The following is a 24,986-nucleotide window of genomic DNA, read 5'->3' as shown; positions in this document are numbered from 1 at the left end:
TTGCCGTGGGCCGGTGAAAGCACTGTGCTTGTATCGAGTTGTTATCCGACGCGGTGCTGCCGGCAACGTGGTTTTGATGCCGTGGGGTGGCAAGTCGGGTAGAATGCGCGCCCGGTTTTTGGAGATGATCATGACCCTGCTCAAATTCAGCGATGTGTCCCTCGCATTCGGCGCCATGCCGTTGCTGGACAAGGTTTCCTGGCAGATCGCCCGTGGTGAGCGGGTGTGCATCATCGGCCGCAACGGTACGGGCAAGTCGAGCATGCTGCGCCTGATCAAGGGCGAGCAGAAGGCCGACGACGGCGATATCTGGCGTGCCCCGGGCCTCAAGATCGGCGAACTGCCGCAGGAACTGCCGGTGGCTGACGAGCGCACGGTGTTCGACGTGGTGGCCGCGGGCCTGGATGGTGTGGGTGAGCTGCTGGCCGAATACCACCACCTGAGCCTGAACATCCACACGGCCGAAGACCTGGACAAACTGATGCACGTCCAGCACGAGCTGGAAGCGCGTGACGGCTGGCGCTTGCAGCAAGTGGTCGAAAGCACCCTGAGCCGCCTGCAACTACCCGCTGACAAGACCCTGGCCGAGCTGTCCGGTGGCTGGCGTCGCCGCGTGCTGCTGGCCCAGGCGCTGGTGTCCGAGCCGGACCTGCTGCTGCTCGACGAGCCGACCAACCACCTGGATATCGGCGCCATCGCCTGGCTGGAAGAAGCCTTGAACAGCTTCAATGGCGCAGTGCTGTTCATCACCCACGACCGTTCATTCCTGCAGAACCTGGCGACGCGCATCCTGGAGCTGGACCGTGGCGGCCTGATTGACTGGAACGGTGACTACGCAAGTTTCCTGGTGCACAAGGAGGCCGAACTGGCGGCCGAGGCGACCGCCAACGCGCTGTTCGACAAGCGCCTGGCCCAGGAAGAGGTGTGGATCCGCCAGGGCATCAAGGCCCGACGTACCCGCAACGAAGGCCGCGTGCGCGCGCTCAAGGCGCTGCGCGTGGAGCGTGGCGAGCGCCGCGAGCGTCAGGGCAAGGCGAACATCCAGATCGAAGTGGCGGACAAGTCGGGCAAGCAGGTGATGCTGCTCGAAGACGTCAGTTTCGCCCATCAAGGTGGCCCGAAGCTGGTCAAGGACTTCTCCATGGTGCTGCAGCGCCAGGACCGTATCGGCCTGCTCGGCGCCAACGGCACCGGCAAGACCACCTTGCTCAAGCTGATGCTGGGCGACCTGCAGCCGACAGCGGGCAAGGTCGAAATCGGCACCAAGCTGGAAGTGGCCTACTTCGACCAGATGCGTCACCAGCTTGATCTGGAGAAGACCGTTATCGATAACTTGGCCGAAGGCCGTGATTTCATCGATATCGATGGCCAGAGCCGCCATGTGCTCAGCTACCTCGGCGATTTCCTGTTCAGCCCGCAGCGCGCCCGCACGCCGGTCAAGGCGTTGTCCGGTGGTGAGCGTGCGCGCCTGCTGCTGGCCAAGTTGTTCAGCAAGCCAGCCAACCTGCTGGTGCTGGACGAGCCGACCAACGACCTGGACGTGGAAACCCTCGAGCTGCTCGAAGAGGTGCTGTCGAACTACAAGGGCACGGTGCTGATGGTCAGCCACGACCGGGCCTTCCTCGATAACGTGGTCACCAGCACCCTGGTGTTCGAAGGTGAAGGGCGCGTGCGCGAGTACGTGGGCGGCTACGAAGACTGGATCCGCCAGGGCGGTTCGCCGAAGTTGCTTGGCGTCACCGAGAGCAAGGGCGGCAAGTCCGAGCTCAACAGCGCAGTGGTGGAAAAGCCGGTGGAGGAGGTTGCGCCTGTTCAGGCAGCGTCGCCGGCGGCAGATGCCAGCAAGAAGAAGCTCAGTTACAAGCTGCAGCGTGAGCTGGAATCGCTGCCCGGCCAGATCGACGCGCTGGAGCAGCAGATGGCGGCTCAGCAAGCGCAGATCAACGATGCTGGCTTCTATCAGCGTCCGATTGCTGAAACCTCTGCCGTGTTGGCAAAGCTTGAGCAATTGCAGGGCGAACTGGACGTGTTGGTCGAGCGCTGGGCCGAGCTGGAAGGCTGAAGCCGTCGCGGGGCAAGCCGGCTTGCCCCGCGATCAACGCATTATTCGGCTTTTTTCAGCAAGCGTACTGCCAGTACATCGCACGGCGCGCCATGCAGCACATCGTTGGCGGTGCTGCCCAACAGCAGTGCCAGGCCGTGGCGGCCATGGCTGCCCACCACGATCAGGTCGCATTTCTGGTCTTTCGCCAGTTGGTGAATCTCCTGGCGAGGCTGGCCATAGACCAGGTGCGAGTCGCCTCGGTTGATATCCGGGTACTTGTTGAACAGGCGCTCCATGCGCTCCTTGGCCTGATCGAACTGTTGCTGCTGCAGCTGCGAGAGGTCCATCGGCACGTCACCGCCAAAGGCCATGGCCATGGGTTCGACGATATGCACCAGTGACACCTTCGCGCCGCTCCCCAGGGCGATCGCTTTGGCGCGCTTGATCACCGGGTCGCATTCTTCGGTCAGGTCGACGGCGACCAGAAGATGTTCGTAGGACATGAGCTGTACTCCTGACAATCGCGATAGAAGAAGTATGGTCGCTTTCGTGCGGGGTGTCCGTGAAGGCTGAGTAACCCGCTCATTTGCAACGCTTTATAAGGTCTACAGATATGACGGTATGGCTGGTGGTGTCAATCCTTGCGCTGATTCTCAGCCCGCTCGCCTGGTTGCGCCCCTCGCGCAAGCAGAGCCGGCAGATGGACTTGCGCCTGGAGGGGCGGCGCATGGGCCTGGCCATGCAGCTGGCGCCGCAGGAGTGGCCGCACTGGCTGGAAAAACAGCCCCCCAACCCTTGCCCGCAGTACCACCGGGCGCGGGGCAAGGGGCGCGACGACAGCTGGTGCTACTGGCAGGTGAGCCCGGGTGTCTGGTGGAACCGGTACCGCGAGCCCTGCGAAGACCCTCGGTTGCTCGCGGCCTTCGCCGGGTTGCCGGAAAGCGTCTACAAGATCGAGGCGGATACCCAGATGCTCGCCCTGTTCTGGGGCGAGCGTGGTGAAGATTCTGTTTTGCAGGATATTGCCAGGGTGCTCAAAACCCTCGCTTGACCTTCCTTGTCAACGACAAAGCGGCGCGCAGGAACCGAAAGGCTCCTGCGCGCCGCTTTGCGTTCTGCTACGCAGAAAAGGCCAGGCAGGCCGGGATCACGCTGAACACCTGGCAGTGTAGCCAGTGTTGGCGCGCGCGTTTAAGAAAATGCATGCTTTAGCGCTCGGCCATGGTTTATCGCTGACATGAATGGTCGGCAATCACTGTCATCATGGTTCATGCCTGCAGCGTACAAAATGACTGGAAAGTCGCGTTTTCAAGGTGCTTGAGAGCATTTGACAACGCCGATCTTTTCGGAGAATGTGTGCACACCCAAATCAAACGGGCGTATGAATTGAGCGTTTGTATGTCAGATCGCTCTTACAGAACCCCGATTAGCGCGCCGACGGGTGTGCCTGCGGCAAGACACCGGCAGACCGGCTCTTGCGCCAGCGATCGGCGTGTACAGTTCAGCTTCCATATCGTGGAGATCAGTTGATGATTTACGAAGGTAAAGCCATCACGGTTAAGGCTCTTGAAAGCGGCATCGTCGAACTGAAGTTCGACCTCAAGGGTGAGTCCGTCAACAAGTTCAACCGCCTCACTCTGAACGAGCTGCGCGAGGCCGTCGAAGCCATCAAGGCCGACGCTTCGGTCAAGGGCGTGATCGTCAGCAGTGGCAAGGACGTGTTCATCGTCGGCGCCGACATCACCGAGTTTGTCGATAACTTCAAGCTGCCCGAGGCCGAGCTGGTTGCCGGCAACCTGGAAGCCAACCGTATCTTCAACGCCTTCGAGGACCTCGAAGTGCCAACCGTTGCCGCTATCAACGGCATCGCCCTGGGCGGTGGCCTGGAGATGTGCCTGGCCGCCGATTACCGGATCATGTCCAGCACTGCCAAAATCGGCCTGCCGGAAGTCAAACTGGGCATCTACCCAGGCTTTGGCGGCACCGTGCGCCTGCCGCGCCTGGTCGGCTCGGACAACGCCATCGAGTGGATCGCCTCGGGCAAGGAAAACCGTGCCGAAGACGCCCTGAAAGTCGGCGCCGTCGATGCCGTGGTTGCCCCCGAGCTACTGCAGGCGGGTGCCCTGGATCTGATCAAGCGCGCCATCAGCGGCGAACTGGACTACAAGGCCAAGCGCCAGCCCAAGCTCGAGAAGCTCAAGCTCAACGCCATTGAACAAATGATGGCCTTCGAGACCGCCAAGGGCTTCGTTGCAGGCCAGGCCGGCCCGAACTACCCGGCGCCTGTCGAAGCCATCAAGAGCATCCAGAAGGCCGCCAACTTCGGCCGTGACAAGGCGCTGGAAGTGGAGGCCGCAGGCTTCGCCAAGCTGGCCAAGACCTCGGTTGCCGAGAGCCTGATCGGCCTGTTCCTGAATGACCAGGAGCTCAAGCGCAAGGCCAAGGCCCACGACGAGATCGCCCACGACGTGAAGCAGGCCGCCGTACTCGGCGCCGGCATCATGGGTGGCGGCATCGCCTACCAGTCGGCCGTCAAGGGCACCCCGATCCTGATGAAGGACATCCGCGAGGAAGCCATCCAGCTGGGCCTGAACGAGGCGTCCAAGCTGCTCGGCAAGCGCGTCGAGAAAGGCCGCCTCACCCCGGCGAAGATGGCCGAAGCGCTCAACGCCATTCGCCCGACCCTGTCCTATGGCGATTTCGCCAACGTCGACATCGTGGTCGAGGCCGTGGTCGAGAACCCGAAGGTCAAGCAAGCGGTATTGGCCGAGGTGGAAGGGCAGGTGAAAGAGGACGCCATTTTGGCCTCCAATACCTCGACCATCTCGATCAACCTGCTGGCCAAGGCGCTCAAGCGCCCCGAGAACTTCGTCGGCATGCACTTCTTCAACCCGGTGCACATGATGCCGCTGGTCGAAGTCATTCGTGGCGAGAAGTCCAGTGAAGTGGCCGTTGCCACCACCGTGGCCTACGCCAAGAAAATGGGCAAGAACCCGATCGTGGTCAACGATTGCCCGGGCTTTTTGGTCAATCGCGTGCTGTTCCCGTACTTCGGCGGTTTCGCCAAGCTGGTCAGCGCCGGCGTCGACTTCGTGCGCATCGACAAGGTCATGGAAAAGTTCGGCTGGCCGATGGGCCCGGCCTACCTGATGGACGTGGTTGGTATCGACACCGGTCACCATGGCCGTGACGTGATGGCCGAAGGCTTCCCGGACCGCATGAAGGACGATCGTCGCTCCGCCGTCGATGCCCTGTACGAGGCCAACCGCCTGGGCCAGAAGAACGGCAAGGGCTTCTACGCCTACGAGACCGACAAGCGCGGCAAGCCGAAGAAAGTCTTCGATGCCGAGGTGCTCGACGTACTCAAGCCGATCGTCTTCGAGCAGCGTGAGGTAACCGACGAAGACATCATCAACTGGATGATGGTCCCGCTGTGCCTGGAGACCGTGCGCTGCCTGGAAGACGGCATCGTCGAAACCGCCGCCGAAGCCGACATGGGCCTGGTCTACGGCATTGGTTTCCCTCCCTTCCGCGGTGGCGCGCTGCGCTACATCGATTCGATCGGGGTCGCCGAGTTCGTCGCACTGGCCGACAAGTACGCCGACCTGGGGCCGCTGTACCACCCCACTGCGAAGCTGCGCGAAATGGCCAAGAGCGGCCAGCGCTTCTTCAACTGAGCGCCCAACGAGCTAGAGCGAGAATACTGATATGAGCCTGAATCCAAGAGACGTGGTGATTGTCGACTTCGGTCGCACGCCGATGGGCCGCTCCAAGGGTGGCATGCACCGCAACACCCGCGCCGAAGACATGTCCGCGCACCTGATCAGCAAGCTGCTGGAGCGCAACGACAAGGTCGACCCGAAAGAAGTCGAGGACGTGATCTGGGGCTGCGTCAACCAGACCCTGGAGCAGGGCTGGAACATCGCGCGCATGGCGTCGCTGATGACCCAGATCCCGCACACCTCTGCCGCGCAAACCGTCAGCCGCCTGTGCGGTTCGTCGATGAGCGCGCTGCACACCGCCGCCCAGGCGATCATGACCGGCAACGGCGACGTGTTCGTCATCGGTGGTGTCGAGCACATGGGCCACGTCAGCATGATGCATGGCGTCGACCCGAACCCGCACATGTCCCTGCATGCCGCCAAGGCCTCGGGGATGATGGGCCTGACCGCCGAGATGCTGGGCAAGATGCACGGCATCAGCCGCGAGCAGCAGGACCTGTTCGGCCTGCGTTCGCACCAGCTCGCCCACAAGGCGACGGTGGAAGGCAAGTTCAAGGACGAGATCATCCCGATGCAGGGGTATGACGAGAACGGCTTCCTCAAGGTCTTCGACTTTGACGAAACCATTCGCCCGGAAACCACCCTTGAAGGCCTGGCGTCGCTGAAGCCGGCGTTCAACCCCAAAGGCGGCACCGTCACTGCCGGTACTTCGTCGCAGATCACCGACGGCGCTTCGTGCATGATCGTCATGTCCGGCCAGCGTGCCATGGACCTGGGCATCCAGCCATTGGCAGTAATCCGCTCCATGGCGGTGGCCGGCGTGGACCCGGCCATCATGGGCTACGGCCCGGTGCCTTCGACGCAGAAAGCCCTCAAGCGCGCCGGCCTGAGCATGGCCGACATCGACTTCATCGAGCTCAACGAAGCCTTCGCGGCACAGGCCCTGCCAGTGCTGAAAGATCTGAAAGTGCTCGACAAGATGGATGAGAAGGTTAACCTGCACGGCGGCGCCATCGCATTGGGCCACCCGTTCGGTTGCTCGGGTGCGCGAATTTCCGGCACCCTGCTCAACGTCATGAAGCAGAATGGCGGCACGCTCGGCGTGGCGACCATGTGCGTCGGCCTGGGCCAAGGCATCACCACTGTCTTCGAACGCGTCTGATCGCGTTGCAAGGCAGCAACCGGGGCCCAGTGCCCCGGTTTTTGTTTTTTACAGGATTTGTTCAAGAGGCAGGGCGACATGCAGATACAACCAGGCGTATACCGGCATTACAAAGGGCCTGAGTACCGTGTCTTCAGTGCTGCGCGGCATTCCGAGAGCGAAGAATGGATGGTCTTCTACCAGTGCCTGTACGGTGATTACAGCTTCTGGGTCAGGCCGCTTTCGATGTTCCAGGAGTGCGTCGAGGTTGACGGCGAGCAGGTGCCACGCTTTGCTTTGGTCGAGGCCGAAGAGGGGCTGGCGGAGCTGCAAGGCAAAGCGGGCGAGTGAACGACCGCGCTTGACCTCACTGTTTTGCCACTATATATAGCGGTGCCGCGTCCGGCACCTGACGCGTTTTTCATCTTCAGATTCAGGAATACTCCGATCCATGGGCAAATCGCTGGTCATTGTGGAATCCCCGGCCAAGGCCAAGACCATCAACAAGTACCTGGGCAACCAGTACGTGGTGAAGTCGAGTATCGGCCATATCCGCGACCTTCCCACCAGCGGTTCCGCCAGTGCGAGCAAGGATCCGGCGGCCAAGCGTGGCAAGGCAGCAGGTGAAGCGCCGGCGCTGTCGCCCAAGGAAAAGGCCCGCCGCACCCTGGTGGCACGCATGGGCGTCGACCCGGAAGCCGGCTGGAAAGCCAAGTACGAGATCCTTCCCGGCAAGGAGAAGGTGATCGAAGAGCTGCGCCGCCTGGCCAAGGATGCCGACACCATCTATCTCGCAACCGACTTGGATCGCGAGGGGGAAGCCATTGCCTGGCACCTGCGCGAAGCCATCGGCGGTGACGACAGCCGCTACAAGCGTGTGGTGTTCAACGAAATCACCAAGAAAGCCATCCAGGAAGCGTTCTCGCAGCCGGGCGAGCTCGATATCGATCGGGTCAATGCCCAGCAGGCGCGTCGCTTCCTCGACCGTGTGGTCGGCTACATGGTTTCGCCGCTGCTGTGGGCCAAGATCGCCCGTGGCCTGTCCGCTGGCCGTGTACAGTCGGTGGCGGTGAAGCTGGTGGTCGAGCGCGAGCGTGAAATCCGCGCCTTCAATCCGGAAGAGTACTGGGAGGTCCACGCCGACCTGGGTACTGCCAAGAACGCCAAGGTGCGTTTCGAGGTGGCACGCGAGAAGGGTGAAGCCTTCAAGCCGCTCAACGAAGCCCAGGCCATGGCCGCCCTTGAGAAACTCAAGGCGTCGAGCTACAGCGTCAGCAAGCGCGAAGACCGGCCGACCAGCAGCAAACCATCGGCACCGTTCATCACCTCTACCCTGCAGCAGGCCGCGAGCAACCGGCTGGGCTACGGGGTGAAGAAAACCATGATGATGGCCCAGCGTCTGTACGAAGCGGGTTACATCACCTACATGCGTACCGACTCGACCAACCTGTCGACCGATGCCGTCGAGATGGCGCGCAGCTATATCGAGAAAGAATTCGGCAAGCAGTACCTGCCGGCCGCGCCCATCGTCTATGGCAGCAAGGAAGGGGCCCAGGAAGCGCACGAGGCGATTCGCCCGTCCGACGTTAATACGCACCCAACCAAGCTCACCGGCATGGAGCGTGACGCCGAGCGCCTGTACGAGCTGATCTGGCGCCAGTTCCTGGCCTGCCAGATGCCGCCGGCGCAGTACCTGTCCACCAGCGTCACCGTAGCGGCTGGCGACTTCGAGCTGCGTGCCAAGGGCCGCATCCTCAAGTTCGACGGTTACACCCGCGTCCTGCCGCAGCAGAGCAAGCCAGGTGAAGATGACGTGCTGCCGGACATGGCGCAGGGCGAAGCGCTCAAGCTGATCCAGATCGACCCCAGCCAGCACTTCACCAAGCCGCCAGCGCGTTTCACCGAAGCCAGCCTGGTCAAGGAAATGGAAAAGCGCGGTATCGGTCGACCATCGACTTATGCCGCGATCATTTCGACCATCCAGGACCGCGGCTATGTGACGCTGCACAACCGCCGCTTCTACTCCGAGAAGATGGGCGACATCGTCACCGAGCGCCTGTCGGAGAGCTTCTCCAACCTGATGGACTACGGCTTCACCGCCGGCATGGAAGAGCACCTCGACGACGTGGCCCAGGGCGAGCGCGACTGGAAGAACGTACTGGACGAGTTCTACGGTGACTTCAGCAAGAAGCTGCAGACCGCGGAGTCTACCGAGCATGGCATGCGTGCCAACCAGCCGACCCCAACCAATATCGCGTGCAAGGAATGCGGGCGGCCGATGATGATCCGTACGGCCTCCACCGGCGTATTCCTGGGTTGCTCGGGCTATAGTCTGCCACCCAAAGAGCGTTGCAAGGCCACTGTGAACCTGGTGCCGGGCGACGAGATCGCTGCCGACGACGAAGGTGAGTCCGAGTCGCTGGTATTGCGTGGCAAGCATCGCTGCCCTATCTGCTCGACCGCGATGGATGCCTATCTGCTCGACGAGAAGCGCAAGCTGCACATCTGCGGTAACAACCCGGATTGCGTCGGCTACGAGATCGAAGAGGGCAGCTACCGCATCAAGGGCTACGAAGGGCCGAGCCTGGAGTGCGACAAGTGCGGCAGCGAGATGCAGCTCAAGACCGGTCGTTTCGGCAAGTTCTTCGGTTGCACCAATGCTGCGTGCAAGAACACCCGCAAGCTGCTTAAAAGCGGCGAGGCGGCGCCACCGAAGATGGACAAGGTGGACATGCCAGAGCTCAAGTGCGAAAAGGTCGACGACACCTATGTGCTGCGTGACGGTGCCTCGGGCTTGTTCCTGGCCGCCAGCCAGTTCCCCAAGAATCGCGAGACCCGTGCGCCGCTGGTGCTGGAAATCGTGCCGCACAAGCACGAGATCGATCCGAAGTACCACTTCCTCTGCGAAGCGCCGCAGAAGGACCCTGAGGGCCGCCCGGCGGTAATCCGCTACAGCCGCAAGACCAAGGAGCAGTACGTGCAGTCTGAAGTCGACGGCAAGCCGACCGGCTGGAAGGCGTTCTACGACGGCAAGGCGTGGAAGGTCGAAGACAAGCGCTGATCTGAGCGCAGCCTGATCGCGGGGCAAGCGCGCTTCCACGGCTTAGTGGGGGCGCGCATGCCCCGCGATCGTTTGTGCTTGCCGTAATGCTTGCCAATCCCCGACACTGCAACATCGCCTTGCTGCCAATGGGAGGTCATCGAAAATGGCCCAGGAACTGTACACTCGCACCAATCAGAAACTGTTCTTTGCCGGCCTCGCGCTGGAGTCCATGGCCAAGGCCGCTACCAGCGGAGCCATGAATGCCCAAGGGTTGGTCCAGGCCGAGCGCGAAGCGGCGTTGTTCCACCTGTATGGTGCGTTACTGGGGTTGTGCCACGAGATCGCCGGTTTCTATCGCTTGCCGCAGGCGGCTGCGGCGCGGGCTGAGCTGCTGCTCAACGATGAGGTGCTGCAGAACGTGGCGATTCCGGAGATGGCAGAAATGCTGGAGCTGGCACGTCAGCCGGAAACCTGGCTGGCTCGTCTGCTCGCCGCTTATGCCGATTTGTTCCGACCGCCGGTCGCGAAGAAAAGCGCGAAAACCGATGTTACCCAGCCATTGATCCAAGCGGTTAATCTGGACGAGGCTGAGCCGCTGGAGCTTTCTCAGGAAGAGCTGGAGGCCTGGCGGAAGAGTTTGAAGGACTTGGTGAGACGATTTCGCGACGCGCTGAGTGAGTGCTGACAGCAATCATGGCTGGTACACTATCGGCCTTTCGTGAAAAGCAGGCCCCAAGTATGTCAACGTCCTTTCTAGAAATTGTCGAGTTGCCTGATGGCCGGATCGAGCTGCGCCGCGCCGAGGATGAAGGTTCCCTGGTAACCCTGGATTTCTCCGAGGATGCCAAGGCATTCCTGCAAGGACAGCATGTGGAAGTGGCCAAGGCCATGCTCAGCGTCGGTGTGCAAATGGCTGGCCGCTTGGTAGAAGGCGATTTCGAGCGTGATGAAGGGCCGCGAGTCCTTCACTGAACCACGTTAGAGGTTCACGGCTACAAACGGATGACAGGCAAAGCCTGAACATCAGCCCAGGCGGATGTTCAGGCTTTGTGCTTTGCCAGCGGCAGCGGCGCGTAGCAGCTGCTGGCGAGCGCTGTTGCTCACACTGCCCAGCCAGCTGACGACGGTATGGCTGTGCCCCAGGCGCAATGCTTCGCAAGCCAGCTGCAGGGCGTTCTGGTTGCTGCCTGGCTGAAGCAGCAGGATGCGTTCACGGTTGAGGCCGGCATCGCGCAGCCAGGCTTGCGTGAGGCTGGCAGGCGGAGCGATCAAGGTGAGCCAGCGGCTGTCGTCCTCTTCGCTGAGTTCGCGTAGAACAGGTGCCAGCAGGCTCTGGCAATGGCCGGGTGCACCGCGCAGAGCCAGTTCGCTGAACAGCTCGGGCTGGTTGCTCTTGCGCGGTTGTTCGCGGGCCTTGAAGCCTGGCAAAACCGGATTGGCGAAAAATGCCTCGAACAGTGGCAACTGGACTTGTTGCGGTGCAGGGATGAACGGCTGCATGAGGCCTCCTCGATCAGCGGCGCAGGACGCCGACGCTCAAGCCCTCAATCACCAGCTCCTGTTCTTTCAGGTCGACTTCGATAGGGGCGAATTCCGGGTTTTCAGCGATCAGCCAGACCTTGCTGCCTTCACGCTGGAAGCGTTTGACGGTCACTTCGTCACCGATGCGCGCCACCACCACCTGGCCATTGCGGGCCTCGCGGGTGGTGTGCACGGCGAGCAGGTCGCCGTCCAAAATGCCGATGTCCTTCATGCTCATGCCGTGCACACGCAGCAGGTAGTCGGCACGGGGGTGGAAGAACGCCGGGTTGATGTTGCAGGAGTCTTCGATGTGCTGTTCGGCGAGGATCGGCGCGCCTGCGGCGACCCGGCCAATGATTGGCAGGCCGTGCTCTTCGACCTTGGCTTCCAGGCCGGGGATGCGGATGCCGCGTGAGGCGCCAGGGGTCATCTCGATGGCACCCTTGCGCGCCAGGGCCTTGAGGTGTTCCTCGGCCGCGTTGGGCGACTTGAAGCCCAGCTCCTGAGCGATTTCGGCGCGGGTTGGGGGGAAGCCGTTGTCTTCGAGGCAACGTTTGATGAAAGCCAGGATCTCGGCTTGGCGTGGCGTCAGTTTCAGCATGGGCGAGGGCTCTGTCTTTTTATACAGTGACTGGGATTATATACAGTGGGTTGTGAGCTGCAAGCTGCAAGCTGCAAGAAAGATCAAAAGCCCCGCGCAACTTGGCGCTTGCGGCTTGTGGCTTGGCGCTTTTAAATGGCGACTGCCCAGTCACCGAGCCTTGACATCAGCAGGCCTGAAACGTATGTTTCAAACAACTGTTTGTCAGGCGGAGTAGTCATGGCCCAATCGGAAACCGTTGAACGCATCCTCGATGCGGCGGAACAGCTGTTCGCGGAGCGCGGGTTCGCGGAAACCTCATTGCGGCTGATCACCAGCAAGGCCGGGGTCAACCTGGCGGCGGTGAACTATCACTTCGGTTCGAAGAAGGCCCTGATCCAGGCGGTTTTCTCGCGTTTCCTCGGGCCGTTCTGCGCCAGCCTCGAGCGTGAACTTGAGCGCCGTCAGGTGCGCCCCGAGCAGAAGGCCTCGCTTGAAGAGCTGCTGGAAATGCTGGTCGAGCAGGCCCTGGCGGTACAGCCGCGCAGCAACAACGACCTGTCTATCTTCATGCGCCTGCTGGGCCTGGCTTTCAGCCAGAGCCAGGGCCACCTGCGCCGTTACCTGGAAGACATGTACGGCAAGGTGTTTCGCCGCTACATGCTGCTGGTCAACGAGGCCGCCCCTCGCATTCCGCCGCTTGAGCTGTTCTGGCGGGTGCATTTCATGCTGGGTGCCGCGGCGTTCAGCATGTCCGGGATCAAGGCCCTGCGCGCCATCGCCGAGACCGACTTCGGCATCAATACCTCGATCGAGCAGGTGATGCGCCTGATGGTGCCTTTCCTCGCGGCTGGCATGCGTGCAGACACCGGTGTAACCGACGAGGCCTTGGCTGGCGCACAGTTGCGCCCGCGCAGCAAGGCCAGCGCCCCGGCCAAGGCCTGACGCACTGGGCGGAGCAGGGCGCTTCAGATAAGCTAGCGCCATGCCCGACCTCGATTTCCTGCATGTTTCCCTCGCCGATCAATGCCTCTATGGCTTCGCCCATGGCGTGCTGCTGGTGCGCCTGTCGGTCTCCACGGCGCTCAATGGCGCGGGTGAGCGCAAAGGTTCTGGCTGCACACCGCGTGGCCTGCACCAGGTGCGCGCGAAGATTGGTGGCGGCTTGCCGCGGGGCGCGGTGCTCAGCAGTCGGCGCTGGACGGGTGAGGTATGGTCGCCAGCGCTACACGCCCAGTTTCCCGAGCGTGACTGGATCCTCACGCGCATCCTCTGGCTCAGCGGTTGCGAGCCGGGATACAACCGGCTGGGTCCGGTCGATACCTTCCAGCGCTATATCTATCTGCATGGCACGCCCGACACTGAACCTATGGGCACTGCGCTGTCCCATGGCTGTGTACGGCTGCGCAACGACGATTTGCTTGCCTTGTTCGATCGCGTACCCGCCCATTGCCCGGTACGGATAGACGAGGCCGCTTGCCCGCACTGGGCTTCCCTGAATCTTCAATGAAGGACTCGCTATGACCGCCAGCCTGCAAGGCTCTCTGATGGTAGATATCGCCGGCAAATGGCTGACCGCCGAGGACCGCCATCTGTTGCGCCAGCCCGAAGTGGCCGGCCTGATCATCTTTGCCCGCAATATCGACAGCCCGCGCCAGGTGCGCGAGCTGTGCGCGTCGATTCGTGCCATCCGTCCCGAGCTCATCCTTGCGGTTGATCAGGAAGGTGGCCGGGTGCAACGCCTGCGCCAAGGCTTCGTGCGCCTGCCGGCGATGCGGGCGATCGCCGACAACGAAAACGCCGAGTACCTGGCCGAGCAATGCGGCTGGCTGATGGCGACCGAAGTGCTGGCGGTTGGCCTGGACCTGAGCTTCGCGCCGGTGCTCGACCTCGACCACCAGCGCAGCGCGGTGGTGGGCAGCCGGGCCTTCGAGGGTAACCCCGAGCGTGCCACGCAATTGGCCGGGGCGTTTATCCGTGGCATGAATGCCGCTGGCATGGCCGCTTGTGGCAAGCACTTCCCCGGGCACGGCTGGGCCGAGGCCGACTCCCATGTGGCCATCCCGGTTGATGAGCGCAACCTGGAGCAACTGCGCGCCGCCGACCTGGTGCCGTTCAGTCGCCTCAGCGGCCAGTTGGCGGCTGTGATGCCGGCCCACGTCATCTACCCGCAGGTCGACAACCAGCCGGCTGGCTTCTCGCGCCGCTGGTTGCAGGACATCCTGCGTGGCGAACTGGGCTTCGATGGGGTGATCTTCAGCGATGACCTGTCGATGGCTGGCGCGCACGTAGTGGGCGATGCCGCCAACCGTATCGAAGCCGCTTTGAGCGCCGGTTGCGATATGGGCCTGGTGTGCAATGACCGGGCTGCGGCGGAGCTGGCCCTGAGCGCGGCGCAGCGGCTGAAGGTCAAGCCGTCGCCGCGCATTGCGCGCATGCGTGGGCAGGGCTTCGCGCGTACCGATTACCGCCAGCAGCCGCGTTGGCTGGAGGCGCTGGGTGCGTTGAAAGAAGCACAGCTGGTCGATTGACCTCGCCGGCCTCTTCGCGGGTAAAACGCAGCGGCGAACCGCCGCTCCCACAGAATTCGTGCGGCCCTTGAGCCTGGCACTGCCCCTGTGGGAGCGGGCTTGCCCGCGAAGAGGCCGGTACAGGAAGAACCTGGCTTAACGGCCGCGCTTACCCGGCAACGGCGCAAACAACGCGTCAATCTCCTCATCCCCCAGCCGCCACTGCCCAGCCTGCCCGCCATCGAGCAGCCCGGCCGCCAGCGCTGCCTTCTCCTGCTGCAGCTGCTGGATCTTCTCCTCCACCGTGCCCCGGGTAATCAGCTTGAACACGAACACCGGTTTGTCCTGGCCGATGCGATAGGCGCGGTCGGTGGCCTGGTTTTCGCTGGCCGGGTTCCACCACGGGTCGTAGTGGATCACGGTGTCGGCGGCGGTCAGGTTCAGGCCGGTGCCGCCGGCCTTGAGGCTGATCAGGAACACCTCGCTGTCACCGTTCTGGAACTGCTGCACCGGGGCGCGGCGATCACGGGTGTCGCCGGTCAGCAGGCTGTAGCGGATGCCGCGTTTCTCCAGTTCGAACTCGATCAGCGCCAGCATCGAGGTGAACTGCGAGAACAGCAGGACCTTGCGGCCTTCGCTGAGCAACTCCTCGAGCATCTCCAGCAGGCTGCCCAGCTTGCCTTTGTCGGCGAAGCTGCCCTTGGTTTCGGTGCCCTGGACCAGGCGCAGGTCGCAGCACACCTGGCGCAGCTTGAGCAGGGCGTCGAGGATGATGATCTGGCTGCGCGCCGCGCCGTTGCGGGCGATCTCGTCGCGGACCTTCTTGTCCATCGCCACCCTCACGGCCTCGTAGGTGTCGCGTTGGGCGTCGCTGAGCTCGACCCAGTGGATCATCTCGGTCTTGGCCGGCAGCTCGGTGGCCACTTGTTCCTTGGTGCGGCGCAGCAGGAACGGGCGGATGCGGCTGGCCAGGTGGGCCATGCGCTCGGTGTCGCCGTGGCGTTCGATCGGGGTGCGGTAGTCCTGGGTAAAGCGCTTGCTGTCGCCCAGCCAGCCGGGCATCAGGAAGTGGAACAACGACCACAGTTCACCCAGGTTGTTCTCCATGGGCGTGCCGGTAAGGCACAGCCGCTGGGTGGCCTGCAACTCGCGCACGGCCTGGGCGGCCTTGCTGGTGCTGCTCTTGATGTTCTGCGCCTCGTCCAGTACCAGCAGGTGCCAGGGCTGTGGCTTGAGGTGCTCAAGGTCGCGCGGTACCAGCGCGTAGGTGGTCAGCACCAGGTCGTAGTCGCCTAGTGCGGGGAAATGCTTGTTGCGGCCTGGGCCGTGCAGGGCCAGCACGCGCAGTTCGGGGGCGAAGCGCTTGGCTTCGTCGAGCCAGTTGGGCACCAGGCTGGTGGGCATCACCGCCAGGGCCGGGTGCGTCAGGCGCCCCGTTTCTTTCTCCAGCAGCAGGTGGGCAAGCGTCTGCAGGGTTTTACCCAGGCCCATGTCGTCGCCGAGGATGGCGCCGGTGCCCATCTCGCGTTGGGCTTGCAGCCAGTTAAGGCCTTGCTGTTGATAGGGGCGCAGGGTCGCATTGAGGCCTTTGGGGGCTTGCACCTGCAGGTCGCGGGCATCGCGCAGGCGCCGGCCCAGGTCGCGCACCTGGGCGCCACCTTCCCACAGCAGCGGCAGGTGTTCGATGTCGTTCAGGCGCGCGGCGTCGGCGCGCTCCAGGCGCAGGCTAGGGCCCACGGCGTCTTCGTGCAGGTACAGCTCGCCGAGGGTGCCCATCACCGCCTTGATTCGCCCGTAGGGCAGGGCGACGCGCAGGGCAGGGCTGTCGTGGCGGGCGCGGTTGAGGTCGATCAACAGGTGTTCGTCGTCGCTGCGCCGTGCCAGCTCGCTGGCGCGCAGCAGCTCCGGGCTGCTGCGCAGCAACTGCAGGACGATGGGCAGCAGGCTGTGGCGCTGGCCCTCGACCACGATACCCAGCTCCAGGTCGAACCATTCGTGGCCCGGCGCCTCGTCGATGGTGGCGTACCAGTCGTCGACTTCATGCAGGTTGAAGGCGAAGTCGCGGTGCACATCCACTGCCCAGCCGGCCTCGCGCAGGCGCGGCAGGCCCTCGCGGGCAAAGCGCAGCCAGGCCTCGTCATCGGCCAGCTGATACATCTCGCCGGCGCTGTCAGGCAGCGCTTTGCTCTGGCGGGTGGCAGGTTTGAAGCCGGCATCGCGCAACACATTGCGCAGCGCCTGCTCGGCCTGGGGCTGGCGGCGGATACGCTGGCTGGTGCTGTCGACCAGGCGGGTCAGCGGCTTGTTGTCGGTGCCACTGGTGCGCAGGCCATCGTAGTCGAACGACAGTGCGGCGCGGTGCTGCATCTGCCGTTGCATGCGCCCGGTCTTCGGTGTGTAGGCGCTGAATTCGAGGCTGCCGAGGGTCAACCGCGGCGTGGGCTGGATGTCCTCGATCTGCTCGCTGCGCACCGTCGTGGGCGTCGGTACCTGGCGATTCAAGGCGTTCAGGCGGTGGCTCAACGGCACGATCAGGTGTTCCGGGACCGTGGGGGCGCTGGCAAGCTGGCTGGCGATGAACGGGTCGAGATCATGCAGCAGTTTGCCGGTCTGTCCCGTTTGTGGGTCTACGTAGTACAGCGGGTCGAGTGGCAATGCCAGCCAGTGCGCCTTGTCATCATGGTGCCAGGCGCCGCGGTAGCTGCCATTGTCCAGCCTGACCCAGCGGAAGTCGGCATGCAGGTCCGGGCCGGCTGCAAGCGGAGGCTGCTGTTCGCTGTACAAAAGTCGACCGGTTGCCAGTGCGAACTCGTAGAGGTCTGCGCCTTTCTTGCCTTCAAGGCGGGCACTGGGCAGGCTGTACTCCTTGTTCATGGCATCGATCAAGCGCAGCACGCGCAGGTCTTGGTCGGTTACATAGCGCGGCGTGTAATACATCAGCTCCGGCATCGAGCTGGGGCGTGTCAGCTTCAAGCTGCCGTCCGCCTGGCGCGTGCCCTTGAACACGCAGAGGTTGCACCGACCGTGATCGACACTGACCAGGTAATAGAGTGACGGGCCCTTGCGCTTGGCCGGCTCGGCGGCGGGTGCTGCCGGCACCTCGAGTGCCTCCACCCAGTGCGCAAGCTCCGGCGGCAAGTCCAGGGAGTGCTCGGCGGCTGGCGTGCTGCTGCCCGGGAAGTGTTGCTCACCTTCGACTGGGGCAGCGCCACGCTCAAGTGTGAACAGGGCAGCGGCGCAGTGTTTGCAGTTTTTGCCGACAGGGCATGAACAGGTGCCGTCACACGTCAGGCCGCCCTTGGTCATGCCCAGCGTGATCCGCTGGTAATAGACGCTGCCCGCAGAACCATCGCATTGCGCGCGGATGGTCAGGTGCAGGATCGAGACGATCTCGCTTCTGCCCTCTTCGGCATACTTCAGGCCGCGCTGCAGCGCCCCGCGGTCGAACGCGAACGTCCAGCCGTCGTGATTACGGACGAGGAACTGCGCATCGGTCTCGCTCACCTCACTGCTCCATCATCTCCGGGTCCGGCAGCGGTATCTTGCGCATGCCGGCAGGCGAGACCTTGATCAGCACGGCCAGGTGGCCGCCGTCGAGGAAGGTCAGTTGGCCAGCCTTCATGTTGCTGTTGCTCTGCTTGAGCTGTTCGCTCTGCAGCACGCTGCCATTGCTGTCGAGCTGGTTGACCCAGAAGCTGGCGTCGACGGCGATGAAGCGATCTTCCTTGATGCTCAGGTTGCCTTCGATGGGGAAGTGGCCGAACTGTTCGTCCCCGGCGCTCAGGGCGACGGTTTCGCCTTCCTGTTGCCAGGCCTTGTGCAAGAGCACGGTGTAGTCGGCAGTGGCCTGCAGGCGGGTAATCTCGTCACCCAGGCCGGTCGGGCGCTCGGCGGCTTTTTCCAGGCGCGGCGCGCCGGCGCTCCAGTCTTCCGGGGCGAACGGGCTGGTAATGGCCGGCACGGCGTTCTGCCGCACCAGCACCATTTCCACCTGATAGGGGCCTGCGGCGAAGGCGGCCGGGGCGAACAACGCCAGCAGCAGGGTCAGGCAACGAATGGCACGCATGGAGCTTCCTTAGTTTGGCTGTGGGGTCAGGCGCTCGAACAGCGCCTCCAGTGTATTGAAGCGTTCTTCGGGGCGTTCCATCGGCACCATGAAGCGGAACTGGGTTGCACCTTCGAACTTGTAGCGTTTGGGCTGGCCCTGGATCAGCTTGATCAGGGTCAGTGGGTCGACCGGGGTTTGCGCCTCGAACTCGAGCTTGCCGCCATTGGGGCCGGCATCGACTTTCTTGATGCCGAGCTTTTCCGCCTGCAGCTTGAGCAGGGTCAGGCGCATCAGGTTCTTGCTGGGCTCGGGCAGCAGGCCGAAGCGGTCGATCATCTCGACCTGCAGGTCCTTGAGGCCTTCCTCGTCTGCCGCCGACGCAATGCGTTTGTAGAGGATCAGCCGCGCATGCACATCCGGCAGGTAGTCCTCGGGGATCAGCGCCGGCAGGCGCAGGTTGATCTCCGGGCCGCCGCCAAGCGGCTGCTCGAGGTTCGGCTGGTTGCCCTTGCGGATGGCCTTGACTGCGCGCTCGAGCATTTCCATGTACAGGGTGAAGCCGACCGCCTGGATCTGCCCGCTCTGGCCGTCGCCGAGCAGTTCGCCGGCGCCGCGGATCTCCAGGTCGTTGGTGGCCAGGACGAAGCCGGCACCCAGGTCCTGGGTGTTGGCGATGGCTTCCAGGCGCTTTTCGGCATCGGCGCTGATCTGCTGGCGCGGCGGCGTCAGCAGGTAGGCATAGGCCTGGTGGTGGCTACGGCCAACCCGGCCGCGCAGCTGGTGCAGCTGCGCCAGGCCGAACTTGTCGGCGCGCTCGATGACGATGGTGTTGGCGCTGGGCACGTCGATGCCGGTCTCGATGATGGTCGAGGCGATCAGCACGTTGAAACGCTTGTGGTAGAAGTCGCTCATCACCTGTTCGAGCTCGCGTTCGCGCATCTGCCCGTGGCCGATGCCGATGCGTGCCTCCGGGACCAGTTCGGCAAGGTCCGCGGCGCACTTCTCGATGGTTTTCACGTCGTTGTGCAGGTAGTACACCTGGCCGCCGCGCAGCAGTTCACGCAGCAGGGCTTCCTTGACCGTGCTCTTGTTCTGCTCCATGACGAAGGTGCGTACCGACAGGCGTCGTGCCGGCGGGGTGGCGATGATCGACAGGTCGCGCATGCCCGACACCGCCATGTTCAGCGTGCGCGGGATCGGCGTGGCGGTCAGGGTGAGGATGTCCACTTCGCTGCGCAGGGCCTTGAGCTGCTCTTTCTGGCGCACGCCGAAGCGGTGTTCCTCGTCGATGATGGCCAGGCCCAGGTCCTTGAAGCGCACGTCGTCCTGCAGCAGCTTGTGGGTGCCGATGAGGATGTCGATCTTGCCTTCGGCAAGGTCTGCGGCGGCGGCGCTGACTTCCTTGGCCGACTTGAACCGGCTCATCACCTCGACCGTTACCGGCCAGTCGGCGAAGCGGTCGCGGAAGCTGTTGTAGTGCTGTTGGGCGAGCAGGGTGGTCGGCACCAGCACCGCCACCTGGCGGCCGCTGTGCACGGCGATGAACGCCGCGCGCATGGCCACCTCGGTCTTGCCGAAGCCGACATCGCCGCACACCAGGCGGTCCATCGGTTTGGCGGCGAGCATGTCCTCGCGCACGGCCTCGATGGCGTTCTGCTGGTCGGGGGTTTCCTCGAACGGGAAGCCAGCGCTGAAGGTGGCATAGTCGGCGGCCGGGTCGGCGAAGGCATAACCCTTGCGTGCGGCGCGGCGGGCATAGATGTCGAGCAGCTCGGCGGCGACGTCGCGCACCTGTTCGGCGGCCTTGCGCTTGGCCTTCTGCCAGGCTTCCGAACCCAGCCTGTGCAGCGGCGCCAGGGCGTCGTCGCTGCCGGTGTAGCGGGCGATCAGGTGCAGGTTGGCCACCGGCACGTAGAGCTTGGCGCCTTCGGCGTACTCAAGGGTGAGGAACTCGGCGGCCTGGCTGTCGATTTCCAGCGTGGCCAGGCCCAGGTAGCGGCCCACGCCATGGTCGATGTGCACAACCGGCGCGCCTTCGCGCAGCTCGGTCAGGTTCTTGATCACCGCGTCGTTGGCCGCCTCGCCGCGTTTGTCGCGGCGGCGGCGCTGCATCACGCGCTGGCCGAACAAGGGGCTCTCGGCCACCAGGGCGATGGCCGGGTCGTCCAGCACCAGGCCGTCGTCGAGCGGGGCGATGGTGATCGCCAGGCGCGCGCTGCCGGTGATGAAGTCGGCCCAGCCCTCGACGGTCTGCGGGCGCAGCTTCAGGCGTTCGAGCAGCTCCAGCAACACTTCGCGCCGGCCGGCGGACTCGGCGGTGAACAGTACGCGGCCTGGGAACTGCTCAAGGAAGTTCGACAGCGCCGCCAGCGGCTGGTTGGCCTTGGCCTCGATGGCCAGGTTGGGCAGGGCGCGTGCCGGGAAGCGTTCGCGGCCCACGCCGGGCTCGAGGTCATCAGCGCTGACCACCACGCGGGGCCATTGCTTGAGCTTGGCGAAGCAGTCCTCGACCGGCATGAACAGTTCGGCGGGCGGCAGCAGTGGGCGGCTGAGGTCGCCGCGACGCTCTTCGTAGCGCCCGCGCACGTCGTTCCAGAAGTGCTCGGCGGCCTGCTCCACGCCCGGCAGGGAGAACACCTGGGTGTCGGCCGGCAGGTAGTCGAACAGGGTCGAGGTTTCTTCGAAGAACAGTGGCAGGTAGTACTCGATGCCGGCCGGGATGATGCCGCTGGTCAGGTCCTGGAAGATCGCGCTGCGCCGGAAGTCCACATCGAAGCGCTCGCGGAAACGGGCCTTGAAGCGGGTCACCTCGTCCTTGTGCATGGGGAACTCGCGGGCCGGCAGCAGGCGTACCGAGTCGACCTTGTCGATCGAGCGCTGGGTCTCCGGGTCGAAGGTGCGCAGCGTCTCGATCTCGTCGTCGAACAGGTCGATGCGGTACGGCTGCTTGCTGCCCATGGGGAACAGGTCGATCAGCGCCCCGCGCACGGCGAACTCGCCATGCTCGTAGACCGTGTCGACGCAGCGGTAGCCGCTGGCCTCGAGGCGCGTGCGCATCTGCTCGACGTCGATCTTCTGGCCCACGGCCAGCACCAGGCTGCTGCCCAGCAAAAAGCGCGTGGGGGCCAGGCGGTGCAGGGCGGTGGTGACCGGTACTACCAGGATGCCGTGGTCCAGCTCCGGCAGCCGGTACAGGCTGGCGATGCGCTGCGAGATGATGTCCTGGTGCGGCGAGAACAGGTCGTAGGGCAACGTTTCCCAATCGGGGAAGGGCAGCACCGGCAGGTCCGGGGCGAAGAAGCGCAGCTCCTGCTCCAGGCGGTCGGCAGCCTGGCTGTCGGCGGTCAGCAGCAAGGTGAAGCGGCCGGCACTGCTGGCGGCTTCGGCGACGGCCAGGCTCAAGGCGGCACCGGGCAGGTTGCCCCAGGTGTGTTTGCCGGCCGTGGCCGACATTTTCGGTAGGCGCAGAACTGACACGGAAGATCCGACTCCAAGCGTTGCGGCAAAGAGGTCGATTGTACCGGTGAGTGGGCGCGCTGTCAGGCTCGAAAGGGCATGGCGACGGGGCTTGCGGCCGGCGACAGGCGCTCATTGCCCGATACGCCGCGGGGCGTCATAATGTAGCCCCTTTTTTGTTCCCCTACATGTGGAAGGTTACCGTGACTCAGAAGCCCGACCAGTGTCTTGGTGAGTGGATCGATCGTGAAGCCCTGGCTGAAGCGATGATCCCGCTTATCGGTCAGCTCTACCGCAACAACAATGTGGTGAGCTCGATCTATGGCCGCAGCCTGATCAACCGTTCGGTTATCTCGATTCTCAAGGCCCACCGCTTTGCGCGTCACCGTCAAGCCGACGAAACCGAACTGTCCGTCCACGAGACATTCCCCCTGCTCAAGGCCATGAGCGAGCTGAAACTGGGCGCCGCTTCGGTTGACCTGGGCAAGCTGGCCAACAAGTTCAAGCAGGAAGGCAACGGTCGCACCGCCGAGCAGTTCGTTCGCGAAGAACTGGCCGATGTGGTCGGTCAGCAGAACGCCTCTGCACGCAAGGGCACCGACGTCGTGCTGTATGGCTTCGGTCGCATCGGCCGCCTGCTGGCGCGCATCCTGATCGAGAAGACCGGTGGTGGCGACGGCCTGCGCCTGCGCGCCATCGTCGTGCGCAAGGGCGCCGAAAACGACCTGGTCAAGCGCGCCAGCCTGCTGCGTCGTGACTCGGTGCACGGCCCGTTCGATGGCACCATCACCATCGACGAAGCCAACAACACCATCACCGCCAACGGCAACCTGATCCAGGTGATCTACGCCAAGAGCCCGAGCGAAGTCGACTACACCCAGTACGGCATCAAGGATGCGCTGATCGTCGACAACACCGGCGTATGGCGTGACGCCGACGGCCTGGGCCAGCACCTGGCCTGCCCGGGCGCTGCCCGCGTGATCCTCACCGCACCGGGCAAAGGCGCGCTGAAGAACATCGTGCACGGCATCAACCATGGCGACATCAGCGCCGATGACAAGATCATCTCCGCTGCTTCCTGCACCACCAACGCCATCGTGCCGGTGCTCAAGGCCATCAACGACCAGTACGGCATCGTCAACGGCCACGTCGAAACCGTTCACTCGTTCACCAACGACCAGAACCTGATCGACAACTTCCACAAGGGCAGCCGCCGTGGCCGTGCCGCGCCGCTGAACATGGTCATCACCGAAACCGGTGCCGCCACCGCAGCCGCCAAGGCACTGCCAGTGCTCAAGGGCAAGCTGACCGGCAACGCGATCCGTGTACCGACGCCAAACGTGTCGATGGCCATCCTCAACCTGAACCTGGAGAAGGCCACCAACCGCGAGGAACTCAACGAGTACCTGCGCCAGACCGCCATGCACTCCGAGCTGCACAAGCAGATCGACTACGTGAGCTCCCAGGAAGTGGTCTCCACCGACTTCGTCGGTTCGCGCCACGCCGGTGTGGTCGACGCCGAAGCGACCATCTGCAGCGACAACCGCGTTGTCCTGTACGTCTGGTACGACAACGAGTTCGGCTACAGCTGCCAGGTAGTTCGTGTGATGGAAGACATGGCCGGTGTGAACCCGCCAGCGTTTCCACGCTGATCCGCTTGTAATGCATTGAAAAAACGGGAACCTTCGGGTTCCCGTTTTTTTTGGCCAGGTATTGTGTTTCCCAAGGCGACTGCGATTCCTGTGGGAGCGGGCTTGCCCGCGAAGAGGCCAGTGCAACCTGTCGAGAACTTGAATTTGCGCGCAGCACTCTTGTCCATCCTGATGCTCCTGGCTGGCTGCGATCCAGTCCCCACCCTCGAGCGCTTCGGCGGCCCGACGATGGGCAGCAGCTACAGCATCCAGTACGTGCGCCAACCCGGCGGCCCGGCGCCGGCGCAGGTGCAGGCGGCGGTCGAAGGCATCCTGCAGGCCATCGACGCGCATTACTCCACCTACCGCGGCGATTCCACCGTCAGCCGCTTCAACCAGTTGCCGGCCAACCAGTGCCTACCTGTCGATGCCGACATGCTCGAACTGGTCACCTTCGGCCAGCACCTGGCCGAACAGAGCCAGGGCGCCTACGACCTCACCGTCGAGTCGCTGCTGGACCTGTGGGGCTTTGGCCCGCAAGCCCGCCAACTGCAGGTGCCGGACGCCCAGGCGCAGGCCCTGGCCCGCCAGCGGGTTGGCTACCGCCACTTGCGCATCGAGGGCGAGCGCCTGTGCAAGGACGCGCTGATCGAGCTGGACTTCAACAGCATCGCCGCCGGCCATGCCGTCGACCTGATTGCCGCGCACCTGCAAACGATGGGCATCGACAGCTTCCTCGCCGAGGCCACCGGCGAGCTCAAGGCCGTGGGCCGCAAGCCCGATGGCAGCCCCTGGCGGGTGGCCCTGGAGCTGCCCCGCGAGGATCGCCAGATCGCCCGCCAGGTCATTGCCGTGCAGGGGCTGGCGGTATCGACCTCGGGTGACTATCGGCACTATTTCGAGGACAATGGCCGGCGCTATTCGCACACCTTCGATGCCCGCCTCGGGCGCCCGGTCGAGCATGACCTGGCGTCAGTGACCGTGCTCGACGCATCGGCCTTGCTGGCCGACGGCTACTCGACCCTGTTGTTGATCCTGGGGCCGCAGCAGGGCTGGGACTTCGCCATCGCCCAGGGTATCGCCGCGGTGCTGGTGACTCGGGCCGAAGGTGGCTTCGTCTCCCGTTCCACCCCGGCGTTCGAGCGGGCGCTGAAAGGCGAATGAAAGGCAAGCCACGGATGATCGCCACCATGGATTCGGTGAAACCACATGTAGTGCAGGCAAAAGTGGCCTACGACGCGACCAAGGGTTAATGTGCGCGGCGTTCACGCTTGATTAGACTGCACCCGA

General features: G+C 63.7%; 19 protein-coding genes. 13 read left to right on the top strand and 6 right to left on the bottom strand.

Features of this window, described 5'->3' with window-relative positions:
- The first annotated feature begins 130 nt into the window (after window positions 1-130).
- Window positions 131-2,062 (top strand): ATP-binding cassette domain-containing protein, encoded by a 1,932-nt coding sequence (locus tag L6D77_RS21560; RefSeq protein WP_232880030.1) that lies wholly within the window; start codon window positions 131-133, stop codon window positions 2,060-2,062.
- A 41-nt stretch (window positions 2,063-2,103) separates the two neighbouring features.
- Here L6D77_RS21560 and L6D77_RS21555 read toward each other — a convergent pair whose 3' ends face one another.
- Window positions 2,104-2,547 (bottom strand): universal stress protein, encoded by a 444-nt coding sequence (locus L6D77_RS21555; RefSeq protein WP_232880029.1) that lies wholly within the window; start codon window positions 2,545-2,547, stop codon window positions 2,104-2,106.
- 110 nt (window positions 2,548-2,657) lie between these two features.
- On the opposite strand from L6D77_RS21555, the gene L6D77_RS21550 reads away from it, so the two are divergent.
- From L6D77_RS21550 to L6D77_RS21520, 7 genes are all read left to right on the top strand, one after another.
- Window positions 2,658-3,095, top strand: a complete 438-nt coding sequence (locus L6D77_RS21550; protein ID WP_232880028.1) for a hypothetical protein — start codon at window positions 2,658-2,660, stop codon at window positions 3,093-3,095.
- Between the two features lie 478 nt (window positions 3,096-3,573).
- Entirely contained in the window at window positions 3,574-5,721 is a 2,148-nt protein-coding gene (fadB, locus tag L6D77_RS21545; protein WP_232880027.1) for a fatty acid oxidation complex subunit alpha FadB, read from the top strand.
- A 31-nt stretch (window positions 5,722-5,752) separates the two neighbouring features.
- Window positions 5,753-6,928: an acetyl-CoA C-acyltransferase FadA gene (gene fadA / locus L6D77_RS21540; protein WP_110993548.1), complete on the top strand. Its 1,176-nt coding sequence runs from the start codon at window positions 5,753-5,755 to the stop codon at window positions 6,926-6,928.
- A gap of 78 nt (window positions 6,929-7,006) precedes the next feature.
- The gene (locus L6D77_RS21535; RefSeq protein WP_232880026.1) at window positions 7,007-7,258 is read left to right on the top strand and encodes a DUF1653 domain-containing protein; all 252 of its coding nucleotides are present in this window, start codon (window positions 7,007-7,009) and stop codon (window positions 7,256-7,258) included.
- Window positions 7,259-7,358: 100 nt separating this feature from the next.
- Complete coding sequence (gene topA / locus L6D77_RS21530) at window positions 7,359-9,968, top strand: type I DNA topoisomerase (RefSeq protein ID WP_232880025.1); 2,610 nt, start codon at window positions 7,359-7,361, stop codon at window positions 9,966-9,968.
- 145 nt (window positions 9,969-10,113) lie between these two features.
- Window positions 10,114-10,635, top strand: coding sequence for a DUF6586 family protein (locus L6D77_RS21525; protein WP_232880024.1), 522 nt, complete (start codon window positions 10,114-10,116; stop codon window positions 10,633-10,635).
- A gap of 53 nt (window positions 10,636-10,688) precedes the next feature.
- Window positions 10,689-10,922: a hypothetical protein gene (locus tag L6D77_RS21520; RefSeq protein WP_043215749.1), complete on the top strand. Its 234-nt coding sequence runs from the start codon at window positions 10,689-10,691 to the stop codon at window positions 10,920-10,922.
- Window positions 10,923-10,973: 51 nt separating this feature from the next.
- On the opposite strand, the gene sulA is transcribed toward L6D77_RS21520, so the two are convergent.
- Together sulA and lexA are read right to left on the bottom strand one after the other, a co-directional pair.
- On the bottom strand, window positions 10,974-11,450 hold the full coding sequence (gene sulA, locus L6D77_RS21515) for an SOS-induced cell division inhibitor SulA (protein WP_232880023.1): 477 nt from the start codon (window positions 11,448-11,450) through the stop codon (window positions 10,974-10,976).
- Window positions 11,451-11,463: 13 nt separating this feature from the next.
- Entirely contained in the window at window positions 11,464-12,072 is a 609-nt protein-coding gene (lexA, locus tag L6D77_RS21510; RefSeq protein WP_232880022.1) for a transcriptional repressor LexA, read from the bottom strand.
- 219 nt (window positions 12,073-12,291) lie between these two features.
- Between lexA and L6D77_RS21505 the strand changes: the two genes are divergently transcribed.
- Genes L6D77_RS21505 through nagZ form a run of 3 tightly spaced genes read left to right on the top strand, consistent with a single transcriptional unit; the run spans window position 12,292 to window position 14,582 of the window.
- Entirely contained in the window at window positions 12,292-12,996 is a 705-nt protein-coding gene (locus tag L6D77_RS21505; RefSeq protein WP_232880021.1) for a TetR/AcrR family transcriptional regulator, read from the top strand.
- A 40-nt stretch (window positions 12,997-13,036) separates the two neighbouring features.
- Complete coding sequence (locus L6D77_RS21500) at window positions 13,037-13,561, top strand: L,D-transpeptidase (RefSeq protein WP_232880020.1); 525 nt, start codon at window positions 13,037-13,039, stop codon at window positions 13,559-13,561.
- A gap of 22 nt (window positions 13,562-13,583) precedes the next feature.
- The gene (gene nagZ, locus L6D77_RS21495) at window positions 13,584-14,582 is read left to right on the top strand and encodes a beta-N-acetylhexosaminidase (RefSeq protein ID WP_232880208.1); all 999 of its coding nucleotides are present in this window, start codon (window positions 13,584-13,586) and stop codon (window positions 14,580-14,582) included.
- A gap of 135 nt (window positions 14,583-14,717) precedes the next feature.
- Here the strand turns inward: nagZ and L6D77_RS21490 are convergent, their stop codons facing one another.
- From L6D77_RS21490 to mfd, 3 genes are read right to left on the bottom strand one after another with little or no spacing between them, the layout of a single operon-like run.
- Complete coding sequence (locus L6D77_RS21490) at window positions 14,718-18,065, bottom strand: DEAD/DEAH box helicase (RefSeq protein ID WP_232880019.1); 3,348 nt, start codon at window positions 18,063-18,065, stop codon at window positions 14,718-14,720.
- Window position 18,066: 1 nt separating this feature from the next.
- Window positions 18,067-18,627 carry a CsiV family protein gene (locus L6D77_RS21485; RefSeq protein WP_232880018.1) on the bottom strand — a complete coding sequence of 187 codons (561 nt, stop codon included), beginning with the start codon at window positions 18,625-18,627 and terminating at the stop codon, window positions 18,067-18,069.
- Window positions 18,628-18,636: 9 nt separating this feature from the next.
- Window positions 18,637-22,086, bottom strand: coding sequence for a transcription-repair coupling factor (gene mfd, locus L6D77_RS21480; RefSeq protein ID WP_232880017.1), 3,450 nt, complete (start codon window positions 22,084-22,086; stop codon window positions 18,637-18,639).
- Window positions 22,087-22,253: 167 nt separating this feature from the next.
- Between mfd and L6D77_RS21475 the strand changes: the two genes are divergently transcribed.
- Both L6D77_RS21475 and L6D77_RS21470 read left to right on the top strand, forming a co-directional pair.
- Window positions 22,254-23,717: a glyceraldehyde-3-phosphate dehydrogenase gene (locus L6D77_RS21475; protein WP_232880016.1), complete on the top strand. Its 1,464-nt coding sequence runs from the start codon at window positions 22,254-22,256 to the stop codon at window positions 23,715-23,717.
- A gap of 144 nt (window positions 23,718-23,861) precedes the next feature.
- Window positions 23,862-24,860, top strand: coding sequence for an FAD:protein FMN transferase (locus L6D77_RS21470; protein ID WP_232880015.1), 999 nt, complete (start codon window positions 23,862-23,864; stop codon window positions 24,858-24,860).
- Window positions 24,861-24,986: the final 126 nt, after the last annotated feature.

The sequence above is a fragment of the Pseudomonas parasichuanensis genome (assembly GCF_021601385.1).
In the GTDB taxonomy this organism is placed as follows: domain Bacteria; phylum Pseudomonadota; class Gammaproteobacteria; order Pseudomonadales; family Pseudomonadaceae; genus Aquipseudomonas; species Aquipseudomonas parasichuanensis.
This window is presented reverse-complemented; position numbering and strand designations above follow the sequence as displayed.

What these genes read in the sequence shown, in the direction of transcription:
- L6D77_RS21560 (WP_232880030.1), top strand. Translation starts at nt 131, where the DNA reads ATGACCCTGCTCAAATTCAGCGATGTGTCCCTCGCATTCGGCGCCATG.
- L6D77_RS21555 (WP_232880029.1), bottom strand. Translation starts at nt 2,547, where the DNA reads ATGTCCTACGAACATCTTCTGGTCGCCGTCGACCTGACCGAAGAATGC.
- L6D77_RS21550 (WP_232880028.1), top strand. Translation starts at nt 2,658, where the DNA reads ATGACGGTATGGCTGGTGGTGTCAATCCTTGCGCTGATTCTCAGCCCG.
- fadB (WP_232880027.1), top strand. Translation starts at nt 3,574, where the DNA reads ATGATTTACGAAGGTAAAGCCATCACGGTTAAGGCTCTTGAAAGCGGC.
- fadA (WP_110993548.1), top strand. Translation starts at nt 5,753, where the DNA reads ATGAGCCTGAATCCAAGAGACGTGGTGATTGTCGACTTCGGTCGCACG.
- L6D77_RS21535 (WP_232880026.1), top strand. Translation starts at nt 7,007, where the DNA reads ATGCAGATACAACCAGGCGTATACCGGCATTACAAAGGGCCTGAGTAC.
- topA (WP_232880025.1), top strand. Translation starts at nt 7,359, where the DNA reads ATGGGCAAATCGCTGGTCATTGTGGAATCCCCGGCCAAGGCCAAGACC.
- L6D77_RS21525 (WP_232880024.1), top strand. Translation starts at nt 10,114, where the DNA reads ATGGCCCAGGAACTGTACACTCGCACCAATCAGAAACTGTTCTTTGCC.
- L6D77_RS21520 (WP_043215749.1), top strand. Translation starts at nt 10,689, where the DNA reads ATGTCAACGTCCTTTCTAGAAATTGTCGAGTTGCCTGATGGCCGGATC.
- sulA (WP_232880023.1), bottom strand. Translation starts at nt 11,450, where the DNA reads ATGCAGCCGTTCATCCCTGCACCGCAACAAGTCCAGTTGCCACTGTTC.
- lexA (WP_232880022.1), bottom strand. Translation starts at nt 12,072, where the DNA reads ATGCTGAAACTGACGCCACGCCAAGCCGAGATCCTGGCTTTCATCAAA.
- L6D77_RS21505 (WP_232880021.1), top strand. Translation starts at nt 12,292, where the DNA reads ATGGCCCAATCGGAAACCGTTGAACGCATCCTCGATGCGGCGGAACAG.
- L6D77_RS21500 (WP_232880020.1), top strand. Translation starts at nt 13,037, where the DNA reads ATGCCCGACCTCGATTTCCTGCATGTTTCCCTCGCCGATCAATGCCTC.
- L6D77_RS21485 (WP_232880018.1), bottom strand. Translation starts at nt 18,627, where the DNA reads ATGCGTGCCATTCGTTGCCTGACCCTGCTGCTGGCGTTGTTCGCCCCG.
- L6D77_RS21475 (WP_232880016.1), top strand. Translation starts at nt 22,254, where the DNA reads ATGTGGAAGGTTACCGTGACTCAGAAGCCCGACCAGTGTCTTGGTGAG.